Origin of the sequence: Candidatus Vicinibacter proximus (genome assembly GCA_016713905.1) — a bacterium.
Classification (GTDB): domain Bacteria; phylum Bacteroidota; class Bacteroidia; order Chitinophagales; family Saprospiraceae; genus Vicinibacter; species Vicinibacter proximus.
Window position 1 is genome coordinate 17,873 of record JADJOE010000003.1, and the last position, 20,002, is coordinate 37,874.

11 protein-coding genes and 1 pseudogene are annotated in these 20,002 nt (G+C 37.9%); 2 read left to right on the forward strand and 10 right to left on the reverse strand.

The features are described from left to right. Positions 1 to 960 precede the first annotated feature (960 nt). From IPJ83_08745 to IPJ83_08790, 10 genes and pseudogenes are all read right to left on the reverse strand, one after another. Positions 961 to 2,349: a vanadium-dependent haloperoxidase gene (locus IPJ83_08745; protein ID MBK7880626.1), complete on the reverse strand. Its 1,389-nt coding sequence runs from the start codon at positions 2,347 to 2,349 to the stop codon at positions 961 to 963. Between the two features lie 56 nt (positions 2,350 to 2,405). Further along, on the reverse strand, positions 2,406 to 3,083 hold the full coding sequence (locus tag IPJ83_08750; GenBank protein ID MBK7880627.1) for an anaerobic ribonucleoside-triphosphate reductase activating protein: 678 nt from the start codon (positions 3,081 to 3,083) through the stop codon (positions 2,406 to 2,408). Next, positions 3,076 to 3,246, reverse strand: a complete 171-nt coding sequence (locus tag IPJ83_08755; GenBank protein MBK7880628.1) for a hypothetical protein — start codon at positions 3,244 to 3,246, stop codon at positions 3,076 to 3,078. Before IPJ83_08755 ends, IPJ83_08750 begins: the two co-directional genes overlap by 8 nt. A gap of 11 nt (positions 3,247 to 3,257) precedes the next feature. Beyond that, positions 3,258 to 5,354, reverse strand: coding sequence for a ribonucleoside triphosphate reductase (locus IPJ83_08760; protein ID MBK7880629.1), 2,097 nt, complete (start codon positions 5,352 to 5,354; stop codon positions 3,258 to 3,260). Between the two features lie 162 nt (positions 5,355 to 5,516). Next, complete coding sequence (locus tag IPJ83_08765) at positions 5,517 to 5,948, reverse strand: Rrf2 family transcriptional regulator (protein ID MBK7880630.1); 432 nt, start codon at positions 5,946 to 5,948, stop codon at positions 5,517 to 5,519. 193 nt (positions 5,949 to 6,141) lie between these two features. After that, the gene (locus IPJ83_08770) at positions 6,142 to 8,328 is read right to left on the reverse strand and encodes a ribonucleoside-diphosphate reductase subunit alpha (GenBank protein ID MBK7880631.1); all 2,187 of its coding nucleotides are present in this window, start codon (positions 8,326 to 8,328) and stop codon (positions 6,142 to 6,144) included. A gap of 54 nt (positions 8,329 to 8,382) precedes the next feature. Beyond that, positions 8,383 to 9,358 (reverse strand): annotated as a pseudogene (locus IPJ83_08775) (ribonucleotide-diphosphate reductase subunit beta). Positions 9,359 to 9,787: 429 nt separating this feature from the next. Beyond that, a complete protein-coding gene (locus IPJ83_08780; protein MBK7880632.1) occupies positions 9,788 to 10,741 on the reverse strand; it encodes a magnesium transporter CorA family protein in 954 nt (317 codons plus the stop codon). Positions 10,742 to 11,015: 274 nt separating this feature from the next. Further along, a complete protein-coding gene (locus IPJ83_08785; protein ID MBK7880633.1) occupies positions 11,016 to 15,308 on the reverse strand; it encodes a T9SS type A sorting domain-containing protein in 4,293 nt (1,430 codons plus the stop codon). Beyond that, complete coding sequence (locus IPJ83_08790) at positions 15,305 to 16,123, reverse strand: hypothetical protein (protein MBK7880634.1); 819 nt, start codon at positions 16,121 to 16,123, stop codon at positions 15,305 to 15,307. Before IPJ83_08790 ends, IPJ83_08785 begins: the two co-directional genes overlap by 4 nt. Before the next feature lie 740 nt (positions 16,124 to 16,863). Between IPJ83_08790 and IPJ83_08795 the strand changes: the two genes are divergently transcribed. Beyond that, positions 16,864 to 18,201 (forward strand): MATE family efflux transporter, encoded by a 1,338-nt coding sequence (locus IPJ83_08795; GenBank protein ID MBK7880635.1) that lies wholly within the window; start codon positions 16,864 to 16,866, stop codon positions 18,199 to 18,201. A gap of 61 nt (positions 18,202 to 18,262) precedes the next feature. Further along, positions 18,263 to 19,888: a T9SS type A sorting domain-containing protein gene (locus IPJ83_08800; GenBank protein MBK7880636.1), complete on the forward strand. Its 1,626-nt coding sequence runs from the start codon at positions 18,263 to 18,265 to the stop codon at positions 19,886 to 19,888. The last annotated feature ends 114 nt before the right edge of the window (positions 19,889 to 20,002 follow it).

Here is a 20,002-nt window from a genome sequence, read left to right on the forward strand (position 1 = left end):
AATCTATAAAGCACCTTCGTTAATTAAAGTTTCTATCCCCATCATTTCCTTAGATTGGAAAACTATGATATTTGACATGGAGTTATATTGAGGTGGTGAATGCGGATGGGGGCGAAGATATATAGTAAAAAAAAGAAAACAAAAAATGGAGAATCAAATACCAGAACCGTACTTGGATCAGTTGAAAATAACATCCTCCAACGCGGAATAGACTCTATACCACCTAGTGTCTTAAATCATTCTCTTATAATTTTTTCCGGTGATGTCAAATTATTTTATTAACAGTTGGCGGAGCAGCGTCTATGCCAAATCCGATGTTAAGCAATGATTATTATTCATGACAATATCTAATTTCATTTATTTACCATTTATAATTGATTACCACTTATTGTCAAGGATAGATAAAAAATTGAATGATTAAATTTAATGTATCCATCCCATAGCCTAGGTATGTGATTTCCGGCTTTCAATATTATGGCAACAATTCTGAGAAAAGATTAATGTGAGGATCGTTTATGTGGTTTAAAATATCTTTAATCCATACTTACGGATTGATTTGGTTAAATGGGATCTATTTTGAATTGACAGAATATTTTAACAATTATTTTTCATCTATTTTATGTTTCTTTCTATAAAGAATACTTCGCAATTTATTCCTCTGTATAATGCATGTTCATTGTGTCCAATGAATACCTAATTATTTTCTTTGGACTCTGTTTTTTATCTTAACTTTATGTCCACCTTTATAATGAAGTCTTTATTTCACAAAAATATTTAGCGAGAAGTGTTCACTTGATGAATAGTAATAGCTATTTTGTAATGTATATTTTTATGGAAGGGGATACGGAATATTTATTTCATAGATTCACTAAAAGAAAATGACTCACCTGAGCAAGTCACTTTCTTAAACAAATTAGAATAAAGAACTACAACAAATTGTTGCTTATTGGATTTTAATTTTTATTTTTTCCAAGGAAGTTGCAATACTTTGCGGGCACATAGAATTCCACAGAAATTTCCACTGTCGAAATCCATCCGGTAATGTACGCCAAGCGGCAATCTGCTGAAAGCATTTTCTATGGCAAGATCACGCAATGAGTTGAAAGATCTTGGCGTACCAAGGAAGTCTGTTCTGTTCTGATGACAGAAATCCGTGAATGGATAGCTGGAACCAACAAAGGCCTCAATTATACCCACACCTGAAAAAGCAAAGGTAGAATGTCCCGATGGGTAAGCTGGAAAGGGCGGTGTAAATCCGAGCCATGGTATGGTAAAGTTAGGATCTATCACTCTTCTGATGTAGGTAATGGGTCTTTCTACATTGAACTTATATTTGTTGTACCAGGCGATGACTGCAGCATCATTTAGTGCCATATTTAGTTGAGCATATAGTACACAAGTTTTTTCCAAATCAAATTTTTCTTTTTCTACGATCTGATCAGCAACAGCGACTAATCTGGCCGGTGGACTAAAAGTCCAACCAACACGGTCATCTGACCAGAACTCTGAAATGTGCTCCATTTCTCCTCTAGTATTACTTCTGGCTTGATTTGCCAATACATATGTTTCATAAGCTTGTGAATAGATCAAGGAATTTTTATCTGAATCACAACCATATGGCGCAACCAAGGCATCCATATCTGAGCGTGAAAGTCCAAATCTTCTTACTTCACCCCATTGGGAATACAATCCCTTGTCAGCATCTTGAGGGTCAGTAGGGATCCACTCACAGCCTTGTGCATTGACTGCTCTTGGGAACGGATTTAAATGTCCGTTATGTCCTACCTTATCTGTAGTCGAATAAACCCAAATTGCTTCCGCAACTGCTTTTCCATGTTCTTTGGAGCGTTTGATTAATTCATCTTCTTCTTCGAGATCGTAAGTGGCTTGTAATTCATACTCTTTAGCAGCAATATTGTTTAGAATCTCAACAGTACTGAGAATGTTTCCCGATTTATCTTTAAAAGTAACGTTTTCAAAAAATTTCTGCATGAGATAGCCATAAGATGCATTTATTACTTCCGGCCAATACAGATCTTTTTTTATTTCCGGTAAGCCGCTGATGACCAGTCTGTATCGGAGCGATTGATAATCGGGCATCCCGCCCAGACAAGCTTCATAGGCACTTAATGCCATGTATGCAAGAGCTCTTGGCGCCGGGCCAGGTCGGTAGAATGCAGCGTACCTATCTGTTTCCAGGAAAACATTGTTCCATTCGTGGTATACACTACTAGGATAACTTTGCAAGGTGAGCGAGGAAGAGTTATTGGTTTCCGTTTTGTTACATCCGGTATTTAGTCCCATTGTCAGGACAAAGACCATGAAGAGAATGCGCATAAGATTTTTCATGATGAAATAATTATAATGATTTAAAAATTGTTTTTCCGAATTTATTAATAGATGTTTTAATTTCTGATTTCAATTTGTAGATTTTTAGTGTGTATATCTTTTGCTTTAATTTTGGTGGAATCGTTTCTTAGATTTCCTAATGTTTTACAATTGTTGAAAACATTCTGAATATAAAATGGTCCTGAGTAACCTAGTTCTTCCAGAAATGAAGCCATTAACTGAACTGAATCGATTTCCAATAAATCCGAATGGTAAGTAGTCCTCACTTCAAACGGAATTCCTGCTTGTTTCAAAAGCTTAAAACATTGGACAAATTCATCAAACTTATTAATGGAGGTTACTTTTAAAAATAAATCTGCGGGCGCTTTGAAGTCGAGGGCAACATAGTCAAGCAGATTTTTTTGAAGTAATTTTTCTAAATTTTTTGGTTGTGATCCATTGGTATCCACTTTAATCTTAAGTCCTAACACTTTTATTTCCTGAATAAAATTTTCTAAATTATGATGCATCAGACACTCTCCTCCACTTAATACCACTCCGTCCAACAATTTATTTCTGGAGCTAAGAAAATCAAGCGCTTCATTAAAATTTATCTTTCCTTTACCCCTTACTACATCCACATTGTAACAATAACCACAGTTCATGTTACATCCTGCAAACCAGATAATACATGAAAGCATGTCAGGAAAATCCAACATACTGAAAGGGGTAATATGATAGATTGGTTTATTCATTCGTGTTTTCGACAAAATAAATTCTTTCTTTATGTTCTCCCTTTTTACCAAGGTTGAAACTTTCTACAGGTCTCAAATATCCCATGACTCTTGTGAAAACAAGACATTTGGTTCTTTTCATTTGATTTACTTCAAGAATTGAAATTTCCGGTTCTGGTAACATGATATAATAGTTTAATTGTTTTTTATTTCCATTAAAATATCCGCATCGCATTTGGGACAATATTCGTGCTCGCCATTTAGATACCCATGTTTTTCGCAAACACTGAAGACAGGAGTAATGGTTACATACGGGAGTCTGAATTGTGAAATGGTGCGTTTGATAAGTTTTTTACATGCTTCAGGCGAACTAATTTTTTCGCTCATGTAAAGATGCAGTACTGTGCCTCCTGTGTATTTGGTTTGGAGTTCGTCTTGTTGATACAATGCTTCAAATGGATCATCTGTATAATTTGCCGGCAGCTGCGAACTATTGGTATAGTAAATATTTTTTTCATTTCCTGCCTGGATGATGTCAGGGAATCTTTTTAAATCTTCTTTTGCAAATCTGTACGTGGTTCCTTCTGCAGGCGTTGCTTCCAGATTATATAGGTTTCCGGTTTCCTGTTGAAAAGTTGTGATTTTATTTCTAATAAATTCCAATATTCTTAAGGCGAAGTCTTTTCCATGTTCATCCGCAATGTTCATTTGATCATTTGAAAAATTTCTGATCATTTCATTCATACCGTTCACTCCAATAGTTGAGAAATGGTTTTGAAATCCCTTCAGGTATCTTTTAGAATATGGGTATAATCCTCGGGCGAACAGATCTGAAATAAATACTCGCTTTTTTTCCAGACTTGATTTTGCTATCTGCAACAATCTGTCTAGTTGGTTCATTAATTCAGTTTCATTTTCTTTGTACAGATATCCCAGTCGTGCCATGTTAATCGTTACTACGCCTATGCTGCCTGTTAATTCGGCACTCCCAAAAAGCCCATTCCCTCTTTTTAATAATTCTCTTAAATCCAGTTGCAACCTGCAGCACATGCTTCTGATCGCATTGGGTTTGTATGCATACGGGTTTTCTATTTTATTTCCGTTCTCATCATACATGTATTGGCTACCAATAAAATTTTGGAAATAGGACGAACCTATTTTGGCAGTATTTTCGAACAATTTATCGGTGTTGGGTCCATTCCAGTCAAAGGCCTCTGTAATATTCACCGTTGGAATGGGAAAGGTGAAAGGTTGACCATTTGCATCACCTTCCGTGAGAATGGTATAAAATACCTTGTTGATCAATTCCATTTCAGGTTGGAAATGTTTATAGGACATGTCTTCCGGATGATTGACTCCTCGTTCTTTGACTCTTTGAAGAAAATCAGGATGATTCATAGACCTGAAAAGATGAACATCGTTTTTTGTGGGAATTTGCCCTTTGAGGTCTTCCGGAACCACCCAGTCAAGAGTTACATTTGTGAATGGGGATTGCCCCCATCTTGCCGGTACATTAAGGTTGTATACAAAACTTCGGATGGCTTTAAGGATTTCATCATAGGTTAATCCATCTTTAAAAACATAAGGAGCCAGATAGGTATCAAAAGAACTAAATGCCTGGGCACCGGCCCATTCACTTTGCAGTATCCCTAGAAAATTGGCCATTTGTCCCAATGCTTCCCTTAGATGAGCGGGAGGCCTGCTGGCTACTCTGCCTCGAACACCGTTAAATCCTTCGTTGAGAAGCATTCGCAAACTCCATCCGGCACAATATCCTGTTAGGCAGTCGAGATCATGTATGTGGATGTCTGCATTTCGGTGGGCATATCCTTCCTCTTTGGAGTATACGCTGTCCAACCAATAGTTTGCGATCACTTTGCCCGCCACATTGTTGATCAATCCTGCACTTGAATAAGAGGTGTTTGCATTTGCATTGATTCTCCAATCAGATTTGTCGATGTATTCGTTCACTGAAAGACTACAATCTATATAGGTCGTATCTTCATTTAATCCGAGAATGTGTTCACGTTGCATTTTTCTGGTGTGGCGGTAAAGCATAAATGCTTTCATTACCCTGAAATGTCCGGCCTGATACAAACTTTCCTCTATTAGATCCTGAATTTCCTCTACCGCCCAAACTTCTTTTTCATTCAATTTATAGGCAATTTGGGAAGGTAGGTTTTTATCCATCTTTACAGATGAAGAGTCAAATGCCTTACAGATGGCATCTTCTATTTTGAAAAACTCAAATGGTTGGTATTGTCCGTTTCTTTTAATTACCCAAGAAGACATCCTGATTATTTTTTTTAAAGTGAATTGAATTTTTTATTTCCGCTGGTTTTTTCAATGTTGAACCTTTTCAATGTTTTTTGAAAAACATCACCGACACTGTCATTGTGTTCATTTTGTAAATAAGATAATAAAGTCTTAAATAGCATCAAAAAAAGGTTTTATCTAAATTCTCATTTTTCCTGTTTGCACTTTTTCCGCAAGGTGAGCTAAGGTTGTTTTTTGGAATTCCAACTTCATTTTACCCTTGACATCTTTCCAGAACATATGAACGGGGCAGGGTTCCCGCTCTCCACATCCCGGCAAACCCAGCATGCAAGTATCAAAGAAATCTTCACCCTCCAAAATGTTTATGACATCGATCAGGAATATTTTATTTACAGGTTTATTCAAGAAAATCCCTCCCGAAGGTCCTCTTAGGGATTCTAGAATGCCTCTCTGAGTCAGCAATTGGAAAGACTTGGCCAGGAAATGGAATGATATATCCAGATTCTCAGAAATTTCTCCAATGGTTACGGGTGTGTCCTTTGACTCTTTACCGGACATATATATGAGGGCCCTTAAGCTATAAATCGTTGCTTTGGAAAGAACTTTCAATGGATATAGAATTAATTAAGATAATTTAGTCTCAAATATAGAGTTATTTTTATATTTTCAAAAAAAATTACACTTTTTTCTTTTCTTCTCCATAAAATGATTGCCGGATTATTTGTGGAAAGCCTATGAAAATAAAAACCCCGAGGTCTTCTTTAAAAGTCCCCGGGGTTCATGATTTTGATTAGATACTATCTTAACTGCCGCATTGAAGACAACCGTCTTCCATGGTGCAGGTTTGTCCTTCCACGAAATCGTCCTGGCTGATGGCCTTGACAGAATCCATGAGGGATCCAACGATTTCTTTATTGTATGTTGAAGCAACAGAAATGGAAGATTCTTCTATAGTGACTACATCTTCTGTTATTTCATCGACAAATTTCCTTTGGTGTTTTTCACCCAGGGTGAATTTTATCGGATCCACTGCGGCTTTGGTCCTCAGGTAGTACATACCGGTCTTCAGACCTTGCTGCCATGCGTGAAAATGCATGGAAGAAAGTTTACCAAAAGTTGCATTTTCGAGGAACAGATTTAAGCTCTGGCTCTGGCAAATGTAGGCTCCGCGGTCAGCGCTCATGTCAATGATTGCTCTTTGACTTATTTCCCAAGCGGTTTTATAAAGCTCTTTCATTTCTGCCGGAATTCCTGGAATTCTTTGAATGGATCCATTGTGTGCCATCAGTGTTTCTTTCATTTCTGAATTCCACAGACCCATTTTTATAAGATCTTCAAGAAGATGTTTATTGACCACCATATACTCACCGCTTAGGGTACGTCTGGTATAGAAGTTTGAGGTGTATGGTTCAAAACATTCGTTATTTCCTAAAATTTGTGACGTGGAGGCAGTTGGCATTGGTGCAAGCAGAAGGCTATTGCGAACACCATGTTTCATTACTTCTGCTTTAAGTCCATTCCAATCGTATCTTTCTTGTGTAGGATTTACGTCCCACATATCAAACTGGAAGATGCCTTGAGAGATTGGGCTTCCTTTGAAAGTCTGGTAAGGTCCATCTACCTTTGCCAGTTCGCAGGATTCACTTACTGCAGCGTAATAAATGGTTTCAAAAATTTGTTTGTTTAGTTTTTTCGCACCTTCTGAATCAAATGGAAATCTCATCAGGATGAAAGCATCTGCAAGGCCCTGAACACCAATTCCAATAGGGCGGTGTCTGAAGTTAGAATTCTGTGCTTCCGGAATAGGGTAGTAATTGATGTCGATGATTCTGTTCAAATTCCTGGTAATTACCCTGGTAACTTCTTCTAATTTCTTAAAATCGAAAGTTTTGTTTTGTATAAACTTAGGTAGGGAGATGGAAGCGAGGTTACATACTGCAACTTCATCCGGTGCGGTATATTCAATGATTTCGGTACATAGATTTGAGGATCTGATGGTTCCGAGATTTTTTTGGTTGGATTTTTTATTTGCGGCATCCTTAAAGAGGATGTAAGGAGTTCCGGTTTCAATCTGAGATTCCAGGATGTTGAACCAGAGTTCCTGGGCTCTGATGACTTTTCTGGCCCGGCCTTCATTTTCATATTTATGATAGAGGGCTTCGAACTCACCTCCGTAAGTATCATACAAACCCGGTGCTTCGTTTGGACAGAAAAGGGACCAATCTCTATCTTCTTTCACCCTTTCCATAAAGAGGTCCGGAATCCACATGGCATAAAAGAGATCCCGTGCTCTGAGTTCTTCTTTGCCATGATTTTTTTTCAATTCCAGAAATTCCTCCACATCCGCATGCCATGGTTCCAGGTATACTGCAAAGGCTCCTTTTCTTTTACCACCGCCCTGATCCACGTATCGGGCAGTGTCGTTGAAAACTTTCAACATTGGGATGATCCCGTTGGAAGTTCCTCCTGTTCCTTTGATGTAGCTCCCTTTGGCACGTACATTGTGGATGCTCAAGCCAATTCCTCCGGCTGACTGGGAGATTTTGGCACAGCGGCTGAGTGTTTCGAAGATTCCTGTAATGGAATCATCTGTCATGCTCAACAAGAAGCAAGAAGAAAGTTGGGGTTTTGGGGTGCCTGCATTGAAAAGGGTAGGGGTTGCGTGCACAAACCACTTTTCAGACATGAGATTATAGGTTTCTATGGCCTTTTCGACAGCCTGGCCATGGATTCCTATAGAAGCTCTCATGAGCAAATGTTGTGGTCTTTCTACGACCTTTTTATTGGTGCGTAATGCGGCGGTTTCTGCGGCAAGATTATCGAGTTCTGATGTAGTTACACCATTGAAGAGTCCTAGGATAACTTTTTTGGATATTTCTATAGCATCCACAAAATTTGCATCAAGACCGTAACATAGTTTTTTAATTCTTGCGGTGATCTTGTCGAAACTTACGTCTTCGCGTTTGCCATTGCGTTTAATTACTTGCATAGTGAGCTTGAGTTGAAAAGGTTAAAGAATAGGTTTTTACTGTGAAAAATTCGTTTAGAACTCTTCGTCAATGGTGAATACCTTTTTTTCGTGCCCGGCGGTTACCCCGGCTTTTTGATAATCACCCACCCTCTTTTCAAAGAAATTGGTTTTACCTTGCATGGATATCAAATCCATCCACGCAAATGGATTGTCTTTAAAGTATACTTTTTCATTGCCCAGGGATACCAACAATCTGTCTGCAACAAATTCAATGTAATCACACATTAGATTTGCATTCATCCCGATGAGTGCAACAGGAATGGAATCGGTAACAAATATTTTTTCAATTTCCACCGCTTCAGTGATGATGTCACGGATGGTTTCTTTAGGAAATTTATTTTCAATATGTTGATTGTAAAGAAGACAAGCAAAATCACAATGCATGCCTTCATCCCGGGAAATCAGTTCATTGGAAAAACTTAAACCGGGCATTAATCCTCGTTTTTGAGCCAGAAAATTGAACAGAAAGATCCACTGAAGAAGATACCTTCCACTGCTGCGAATGCCACTAATTGTTCTACAAAATTGCCTTTGCTGATCCAACGGAGTGCCCAATCGGCTTTTTTGCGGACACAATCCAAATTGTCAATGGCATGGAAAGAAAATCTTTTTCTTTATTGTCTTTAATATACGTATCAATTAATAGAGAATATGTTTCCGAGTGGATGTTTTCCATCATGATTTGGAAGCCATAGAAGAATTTTGCTTCCGTGTATTGAACAGTACGCACCATATTTTCGGCAAGATTTTCATTGACGATACCATCGCTTGCTGCAAAAAAGGCTAGTACATGTTTGATGAAATGTTTTTCGTCATCGTTAAGTTTCGTTTCCCAATCAGTAAGGTCCGCTTGCAGGTCAATCTCTTCCGGAGTCCAAAAACAGGCCTCTGCATTTTTATAAAATTTCCAAATGTCATCGTGTTCAATTGGAAAAAGTACAAATCGGTTGGGATTTTCTTTGAGTAGCGGTTCTATATGATTGATCATGTATATTGATATTGATGTGGTTCTAACTGTTTTCTCAAAAGAGGGCTCAAAATTATCGAATCTCTCCTGAATATATATTAATAAATTAGATATATTTTTTTTTGTTATTTATTAGCTTCTGATTTTTAAAATTTAGGGGATCAAATTTGTTCAAATCAGGATAAAAAAAACATATTATTATTTATTATTATATCTTGAGTCAAAGATAATCCGCAGCCATACTATTTGTCTGATTACTTTTCCACATATTGTGGAAAACTTTAATAAGTGGAAGAGGTTTAATGCTTTACAAGCTGAAAAAAAAATGAAGATTGTGGAATACACATTTAATTGGCAAATATGTATAAAAATACAAATCCCTGTAAATTAGATATAAGTTAAAAAAAATATATAAATCTTGTATTTGGGCGAATCCGGAGCTATAAAAAACTAAAGCACATCTTTTACTTTAAAGAACCAGGCGAGGCCTAAGCTGAAGCTGATGGATAGAAAAAGGATGATGTAAAATGAGTAGGAGGAGTCTCCTAACCAAAAAGGTAGATGGACATTCATGCCAAAAAAGCTGGCTACCAAAGTTGGTACCATCAAAATGATTGTAATCACTGTGAGCCTGTTTACGAATTTGTTCAGGTTGTTGGAAATAATGGATGCGTAGGCTTCCATTGTTCCGTTGAGGATGTTGGTATAAAGTTGGGCAACCTCCCGGGCTTGGTTGTTGTCTACAATAATATCTTCAAAAAGATCTAACAGGTCTTCATTGTCTTTGATGCCAATGAAATCTGTGCGTCTCATTTTAATTTTGAGCAGTTCATTGGCATTCAGGGAATTGACAAAATAAACCAAGCTTTTTTCAATTCGTAAAAGGCTTTTTAGCTCCCCACTTCGGCTGGAGTGGTATAATTCTTCTTCTATAAGACTTCTGCGCAGATTAAGTTTTTTGAGGTAATCCAGGAAAAGCAGCACTGTTTGTTCGAATAACTGCAGAATGAACAAGCGTTCATTTCCGGGATCAAAACTTTTAATTTTGAAATTACAGAATTTCTCCAAAACCGGATTATCCCAGGCTGAAACGGTGATGATTTTATTTTGACAAAGTATGATGCCGACAGGGATAGTGATAAAAATGGGGTCATTCTCCTTTTCTGTCTCATTTACTACAGGTGTATGAAAGATAATACTGCGTGCTTCGTCGTATTTCTCATAACGAGCACGTTCTTCAATATCTAATGGGTCAGTAAGAAAGTCAGTGGAGATATTCAGGGTCGAAGCCAATTGTTCCAGCTCTCCCTCTTTATAAGGAGGAGAAAGATTAACCCAGGAGGAATCTTTCAACAGATCCAATTCCTGAAAAACACCATTGCTTACTCCAAAGTAACGGATCATCTTTTGTGTTTTCTGAAAGTAATTGAATCATAATATCAAAGGCATTAACTGCACAAGCAAAGTTACAAAAAGCAAGCCAATTTATACGTTCGAAAGATGATTTTATCCAACTAATTTTTAATTGGATCCATATGTGGTCAATCCGATGAAAATATTTATTTCATCTAATCCCATTAGGGAAAAAGAAAAAGACCCTGCTTCATTAAGCAAGGTCTTTTTCAATACTATAATAATCTTATGTCTTTTCCCGAAGGCCGGGAGTCAAAGGCTGGGATTATTCCAGGATGATCATTCGTTTAGTTGCAGTTTGGTTATCTGCATCTAATTGATAGTAGAACATTCCTGTACCGTTTAATTCTCCCCTGTTGATTTTAACAGTGTTCATACCTTTCTGAGCATTCAGATTGAATATGCGGTGAACTTTTCCGGTAACATCATAAACGGTTAGAGTGGCTTTAGAAGCCTTTGGCAAGCGGAAGTTTATTTCTGTAAACTGGTCAAATGGGTTTGGCGCATTTTGGTACAATTCAAATACACCTGCTGTGTTTTGACCATCCTTACTTCTCAGTTCAAGTTTCATTTCTTTTGCCTCCAATTTTTCATTGTATGCTTCGGCAAGCGTAATGTCACTGGTGATGTCAATAGCTCCGTTGATGGAACCATTTTTAAGCGCTTTGAAGGTTAAAGTGAACAATACTTCTTCTTTTCCAAAGCTCATTGCTTTATCCGCATTCCAACTTGTGGTCAACAAGCCTTTATCAATTGAAGTGGTTCCGAAGTTAGCATCGCTAACATTCAATACTCCGGACTCAAATCCTTCATAGCTCATCAATTTAGCATCAAAGTTGAGCGTGAACTGATAACCGCTGATGTTTTTGAAATCTGAAGATCTTACCTGAAGTTTATAATTATCTCCGGCAGTAAGATTAGCCTCGTCAATCACTAAGCTTAATTGACCTGCAGTTCTGGATTGTGCTTTTCCGTTTGCATTCGCTGCAGCAGAATTATTCACATCTCCCATTTTAATAGCAAGGAAGTTCATGTAATCTGTTGACTTGGTAAGTGACATGGTTTTTTCAGTCACATACTGCCAAGGATTTCTTGGATCTTCAAATTTGATTCCTTCTGGTAAGATTAACCAGCTTGGAGATTTGCTGAATTGAGTAGTTACGCCCAGGATCAGCTTTCTGATCTCAGACATGTCTGATGCGGTAACGCTGTTTGTTTTGTTCACATCCGCTGCGATGATCTTGAATGGTGATCCAAGTTCTTCGATGCCCAGAATGTGTTTTTGAATTTTAACAACGTCTGCAGTGGTCACACCATTTAACGGATTGTCGTTTCTGGTAGATTTTAACAAATAGTTTTGTGGAAAATCCAAATCTCTGAAGGCATAGAATCCATCCTGTTGGGTTAATTTGGAGTTAGCCAATTGTCCATTGTGGTAAAGATCTACGGTAACTTCCGCTGTGTTGTCACCATTCTCAGTCTTAAGGTTACCACTGATGGTTCCAAGATTAGAAGAATTAGGACAAATGTTTTGATTGTCCTGAACAATCACAATGGTAGAGCAGTAATCTCTGTTTCCTTCTTCATCCTCAACCCACATTTGGACTGGGACACGTAGTTCGTCATTTACTTTGTTGTTCACAAAATCACTGCAACAAACTCTGATTGAAGGTTTGTTACGGTCTCCGTCAAAGTAGAATTTTAATTTGCTCTTAGACGTACAGTTGTCATAACTGTTGAAATCCAAATCCTTAGCCCAAATGTCTACACATCCGGATGAAGGCATTGGTACAGTAATGATTCCGGTTAAGCAATATGGTGTTGGTGCTTTACAGTCTTTGATTTCAAAGAGTGTTTCACACTGGCCAACATTACCACAACCATCTTCTACATACCAGGTGATTTTGTGGATACCGATTGGGTAAACGCCACTTGCATCAAATGGATTTGAATTATCGTCTGCATAAGGATTATTTCTAACAGCAGGTTTTTCTCCTCCGGCATATTGTCTTCTGGTAAGAGATCCTACTGTAAAGTCAATACTTCCATTGTTGAATGCATCAATTTTATATTCATAATTCAACCAATCTACCGGAGTACAAGAATCTGATGCAGTTGCAGTAAGGCTTATGTGTCCTACACATACACCCAATTGTGCACTGATTACAGCTGGTTCGCATGCGCCTACGTTACAGGTAACAACAGGTTTCTTTTTGTCAAACACTTTAATTACCTGGGTAAATTCCCATCTACCTTCTGTTGCGCTGATGTTAGGATCGTATTGACACCAGTCAATAACCACCCATCTTCTAAGGATTTTAAAACATGCATCCGGTTCGATAGTAAATACTTCGTCGAAATTCTGAATCGCAATCAAGGCACAATTATCGTCTGCACCATTCAATATTCTTGGTTTTCCAATGACCTCAGGATCAGTATCTGCACCACAACCTTCAACAGTGGTACCTAATCCTTGACAATCTGGCCATGCAATATCATCCAAAGTACTGCAATAGTCTCTTCTGTCGATATAAAATGGATCGCAATCTACCACCCAGATAGTCTGTGTAGCAGAAACCAATACGCCACCAGGGCCTCTTGCGCTGATCGTTCTAAGGATACGTCCCTGGCCGCATTCACGTAAGTCGTTTACTTTGATTTCAGGTGTAACGCTGCAGGAAGAAAGTACATACCCATCAAATCCCCACAATAATTCATATTTATTGTCCGGGTGAGCAGGTGAAAAGAGCGTATTATAGTAATCGCAAGCTTTGTTAGAAGCTGGTTGTAAATGAGCTGGCAATCCGGAAATAAATCCAGGATATCCGGTAATCAAGTTTTGTGCACAGAATTGCTCACAAACTATATCCGTAGTTTTTACTTTAGCTCTCCAGGCAACATCACTTACTACTTTACCAAAAGTAGCATCTGTTGCATCAGTTATCTTAGTAATGTCAAACCAGAACATACAGCTTACCACGATATCTGGTGGTGCTACAACGGTAGGGATGCTTTTATCTTGTACATCCACTTCAACCATACAATCTGTATAATGTCCGAAGAGATTTCCTCCCGGATTCATGCGTGCAGGGCGAACAGGTCCAACGCCTGGGTCTGCATCAAACACTCTGAATACAACCATGATGGTTTTGTTGGCATCTGCACAACAGAATTTCACCTGGTCATCAAAGTATGTCTGAGAACCTGTAACTGAAGCATCATCATCTCCATTTGCTTTATTACAAACAGTAGATTCTTTGGTGCTTCCATTATTGGTACCATCCAATTCATCCATGCGGATCACTTTGTAGTACAAATGCTGAGCGCAATTGTCAAAGGAACAATCATCAAATGTTTCCGCAAATATTTTAGCTAAATTTTCTCCAGGAGAAAGATTACCAGTAATGGTAACAACTGTTTTTTGATCGCATACAGCTACAGGAGGAGTGTTGTCCTGTACATTTATTTTAAGCAGTTTTTCAGTTACATTACCACAACAGTCTTCAGCCACAATATAAGCGTTTTGGATACCAAGAGGAAGATTTACCACGATATAACCTGTATTTTCATTTCCCAATACAGTGCCATTCTCCACTCTTACAGTGTAATGGACTTCATTAGAACAATTGTCTTGTACCCAAGCCGGGGATACTTCCCATCTGCCTTCGCATTTCCATGCATCGGAACTTACGACAAGACTATCAGGATACAGTACACGTGGTCCTTCATTATCAATAACTTTAATAATTTGATTGTGCTCTCTTATGGAGCCGGTACACCAATCCAACATGGTCCAGGTTCTTAATAATTTATAACATCCCACAGGACCTGCATCGCAGCCTGGTTTGGAAATGTCAATTTTTAAATCCCTGAAAGTAACCGCAATGTTGTTACAACCTACTGCAGCTGGTTCGCCCGTTCCATGCCATTGGATTACCTGGTTGGCACCATAGCATCCGATTGCATCAGGATGAGCAGGATAGTAGATTGATTTCGGATTCGGGTGACCTGCATATGGACCGTTTTCGATAACGTTCCAACCAAGCGTCCTCGGTACACGTAATCCGGTTCCAAGAAGGATAGCCTGATCTACCAAATAATCATCTACACAAACCGGGAAAGGTTTGATGTGTGCAGAGATGTCTTTGCCTGCATCATATCTGTCCGCGCAGGATAATGCCGGAAGATTATTAGGCAAGGCAAGTCCTGTATAATCCGGTGGAGTAGCCACAGCACCAAGGTCACCTAAAAGAACAGTTATGGTTTGTACACAATAACTTTTATTTCCGGAAGCATCTTCTGCAGTCCATGTACGGGTTATAATTTTGTCGTAACCAAAAGGACATCCGCCAAGAGATACGACATCTTTGTAAGTAAGATTATATGCACTGCAATATTCACTTACAATTGGGGTACCAGTATTAATTGGAAGAATGGATTCTGTACAAGAAATCTCCAAACTTCGTGGACAGGTCATGATCGGAGCAAGTTTATCTTCAACCGTAGCAGATCCCCAGCAACTATTGCCGGTAAAAGGGTCTGTAACGGTAATCTTCAATTTTTACCGATTTGCGCAGCACCAATTTGTGGATAATGTGCAAAGGCATCCAGATCTATGATTTGATTCGTGTTCCAATCTCTTGCAACTACAGTATAGTCACCAGGGCAATCTGAATTGGTACCTCCTTCAAGGATCATATCAGGTTTGATGGTAGCACGACAGTTTTCATCCAAAGAAATCTGGATGTTATTGTTACAGGCAATAGCACCATTGTTTGCATCAATGCTGATACCAAATTCGCCAATGGCAAATCCGGCGGCATTTACTGCAACATCAATTCTAATGGTTGTCAATAAGCATGCAGAATTGTTGGTGTAAAAACCATAATAACGGGCACCGGCATTTCCAACTACAGGAACAGGTCCTGAAGTAGAACCATCGTTTGCAGTAGCAGTAATGTTAGCAGGCGCAAAATTGTTTCCTTCCACATAAAGGTAAAATGCTCTGGTATTGGCGGGAAGTGTAAGTGTAATGGTGGTTCCACTAGATACATACACATCTCCGTTATAACCATGACTCCAGGTTGCCCAACCAGCACCAATTCTTCGGTGGTTTAAAGGTCCTGAAAACAACAGACTGCTGGGACAGTCAAAAGCAGGGTTAACAAATGTTTCATCTACACCCAATGTCCTTGGGTCTAAAGGAAACGGGAATACTTGCAATCCGCCCAATGTATTTGGGGGAGCTGCAGTACCTGGGCTGCCATTAAATACGACTCCGCCATAACTCAAACTGGCGATCGCACTTAAAAGCAGGGACAGAAAGCCTGTTCGGGACTTTCTGAGAAAGCTTCGTAAGCGTAGTTCATTCATACAACTAAGATTTGATTTATAAAAATTTAACATCACAAAAAATTTGCTTCGGATTAAAACACTTTCCCCCCAGGTCTTTCCTTGCGGAAAAACTTGTTGAGAAAATGAGTTTTGTGAGTTTGAGTTAAATTGGTTATATGAAGACTGCGAGTACTAAGGGTCCAATTACCCTTATCATTTGGTTATTGCCTTGATCACTAAAAGAAGGTTGGTTAAATACCTTAAATCAGCTCACTTGGTTTGCAACAAAAACAGATGAAGACTCATTGTCGGTAGGACAAGAGTGAATCTAAAATACATCATGGTGTTGATGTACATCGGCTTCTGTTACGATGCAATGTTGATGCTTTTACTCGAAGCCGCCAAAATATTTTTTAAATATTTTAATTCATTATGCCTAAAAGGATTTCATTCAGGATGAAACATATTTTAGTCCCTCATTAAAATGTAATATGAAAAAAATTGATATAAGGGTGAACCACCATGTATGATCTACCCTGATGCAGGTAGAATTCAAAATAACTGTAGGGTGCCACTGAAACGTTATACGATTGCCGATGTACTTTGTCTCGTGTTCAGGAATCTTACTGAAAAAACTGTGCCAAATGATGCGTCAATACAGATTATCAACAGTCATTCCGTTACATATTTTATTTTAATTGTTTAATCAATCATTTATCCAAGGTTTATAATTGATTTAAATTTATAATATCATTTTTTTTTTTAATTTTAGGCCTTGCATGAAAAAACAGTTTATCCCTTTCCGGGAATACAAAGAGATATTTTCACTGGCCATCCCCATTATTATTGGGAACCTTTCTCAAATGATGTTGAATATCATTGATGCTATGATGGTAGGAAGATTGGGGTATAAGGAACTCGCCGCCTCCTCTCTTGTGAACAACATACTAAGCATACCTTTTGTGGCTTGCATAGGACTTACCACCGTAATTGCTCCAATGGTAGCCGAGTGCCGTGGAAAAAATAAAATCAGAGAAACAGGAATGCTCTTGTTTAATACCAAGCTTGTGGTGGCAGTGGTTACTTTTCTGATCATATTATTGTTGCTCATTTTTAGAAATGTAGTCTATCATCTGAATCAAGATCCTGAAGTAGTGACTTTAGGGATCCCATTTTTTAAATGGATGTGCTGGTCTATTTTTCCCATGATCATTTTTCTTAGTGTAAAACAGTTTTATGATGGTTTGGAGCGAACCAGGTTGCCAATGATTTTATCATTTTTATCCATAGGTATTAATGCATTACTGAATTATATCCTTGTATTTGGAAATTTTGGTTTTCCAAGATTGGAGTTGGAGGGTAGTGGTATGGCTACTTTTATTACCAGAGTTGTTATCATGTTGGTTTTGATCATTCATTTATTTTTTTCAGGAAGTTTTGCAGGTTATGGTTTGCATTTCAGAAAAATAAATTTTTATTTAATTCAAAAATTTCTCAAATTATCTATTCCATCCGCCTGGCAGTATGCTTCGGAAGTTGGGGCCTTTGCAGTTCTTGCAATCATTGTAGGATGGTTTGGGGCAGTGCAGTTGGCAGCGCATCATGTGGCCATTTCCATAGCTGCTTTTGCATTTATGTTTTCTATGGGATTGTCTTCTGCAGCAAGTATAAAAGTTGGCGAAGCATTGGGCAAGACCGATTTATCACTTGCGCGTCATTATGGTAGGATGATTGTCAATATTGCAATCGTTTATGGGATACTCGTTGCTATGATTTTTATTTTTTTCAGAGGGTTAATTCCATTGGCTTTCAACGAAAATGAAAAGGTTATTTTTCTTGCTAGTCAATTACTGTTGCTTGCTGCGGCATTCCAGGTTTCAGATGCCTTGCAGGCAGTTGGGATAGGCCTCTTAAGAGGATTACAAGACGTTCGTGTCCCCACCATATTGACCACCATATCTTATTGGTTTATAGGGATTCCATCAGGTTATATTTTAGCAACCTATTTTGAATTAAAAGCATTTGGGGTGTGGATTGGATTTGTCATTTGTCTGAGTTTTATGGCTTACTTTCTGATCCGAAGATTTTACCGGATTACAAGATTAAAAGATTCTTGAATTTATTAATTTTCTAGCTTATCTTTCTGTCCAGTTTAATGAGGAAGTCTAAAGGTTACCAATGAAACTCATAGTAAGATTGATATTATTAGTAATAATGAACCAGCTCAGCGCTCAGAGTGATTACTGGATAAAGACTTATATTATTAAGTTTAACAATAGATCTGATACTAATTATTATCCAAATTACTTTAGATCATTTGAAATTAGAAATGATTCAATATTTAGTTTCCTCTACTCAGCAGACACAACAAGTAAGTTAAGGTTTGGAACAGGCTTTGGAATATTAGATTTAGATGGTAATTTATTGCAGTATAGGTCAATTCCATATACGGGATTATATAATTACTTTTTTCCAGAGGAGATGATAACATTTGATTATCGCAATTTTTATACCTCAGTATTTATTAAAACCAATAATGAAGCCATTTTAAAGTATAATTATCTTACGGAGGAAACAAAAATCTATGACATTCGTAATAGTGTGTGTGATAGCTGTTTTTTAAGATTTGGAGGCATGGCCAAAGATCCTAATGGGTATCTAATTGTGGCGCATAACATATCAGTACCTAATCAGCAAGATTCATTCTATCGCAAAGTACAGGTAATTAAGATGGATCAACAAGGTAATAAGCTATGGACCAAAGTACTTGGGGGGGCTTCAACCAATGGAAATTCTAATACATGTAATTCAGCTTATGTTGACAGGGAAGGTTATTACTATATAGGAACTAGTTATGAGAATCAATTTGGATATTATCTTACCATTGTGTATAAATTGGATAGTCTTGGCAATGTAATAAATGAGTTCAAGAGTAAGAATAATCAACAGCTTGGTGCAGTTTATGATATCTGTCAATTAAGCAATGGAGACTTTTACTTGTCATCAGAACGATGCGATCTATATCAACGTAGATATAGTTTATCGACAGAAGGAGTTACCTTGTTAGGTCCGGATTTAAGTTTCAAGAAATCCAAAACTATTGGAAGCCATCTTTATGGATGGCAAGGATCACTTTATTATGAAAAGATAATCCCAGCCAATGACGAAGGAATATTGTTAAGTTATAATGGATATAACTATTTTAGCTATACACGATATGACAGTACTAAGATGAAACTTGATACCGTTAATACATCGATTCAGAAAGCTTCTCTAATTAAACTCAACAGCAATCTAGATAGCATCTGGAGAAGAAAGTATGTCCTGCGTGAAGGCATTGTAAAGCATTGGACAGATGCTGAAGAGAGTAAAATATTTGAACTTAAGGCCTTGCCTGATAAGTCTGGTTACTTGCTGGGAGGATATTCTTATCGGGATAATGCATATGAGAAGCTGAAAGAAGCTCCTTATATGCCATTGTTAATCAAGGTAGATAATGATGGGTGTATTATACCTGATTGTGGTAAAACTAATAATATTGATACCAAGGCAGAGGAAGGAAATAAGCTCTTTACAATCTATCCTAATCCATTTTCAGATAGGCTTATCATTCAGAATTATTCCAGCAATAAGTTACTATATCGGGTGCATGACATGCAAGGCAAGCTAATGACAGAATGGTATTGCGATGACCCTGAAGAAACCAATATCGTTCTAACTCATCATTGGCCTATTGGTGTGTATGTTGTCAATGCAGTAGATTCTGATGGGCTAGCACATTCAGAGTCAATCATTAAGCAATGATTATTACTCATTGAAAGATATCTTATTTAATTTATTCCCAATTATTATTGACTACCACTTATTATCAAGGATGGATAAAAAAGTAAATTATTTTAATTAATGTATCCGTCCCAT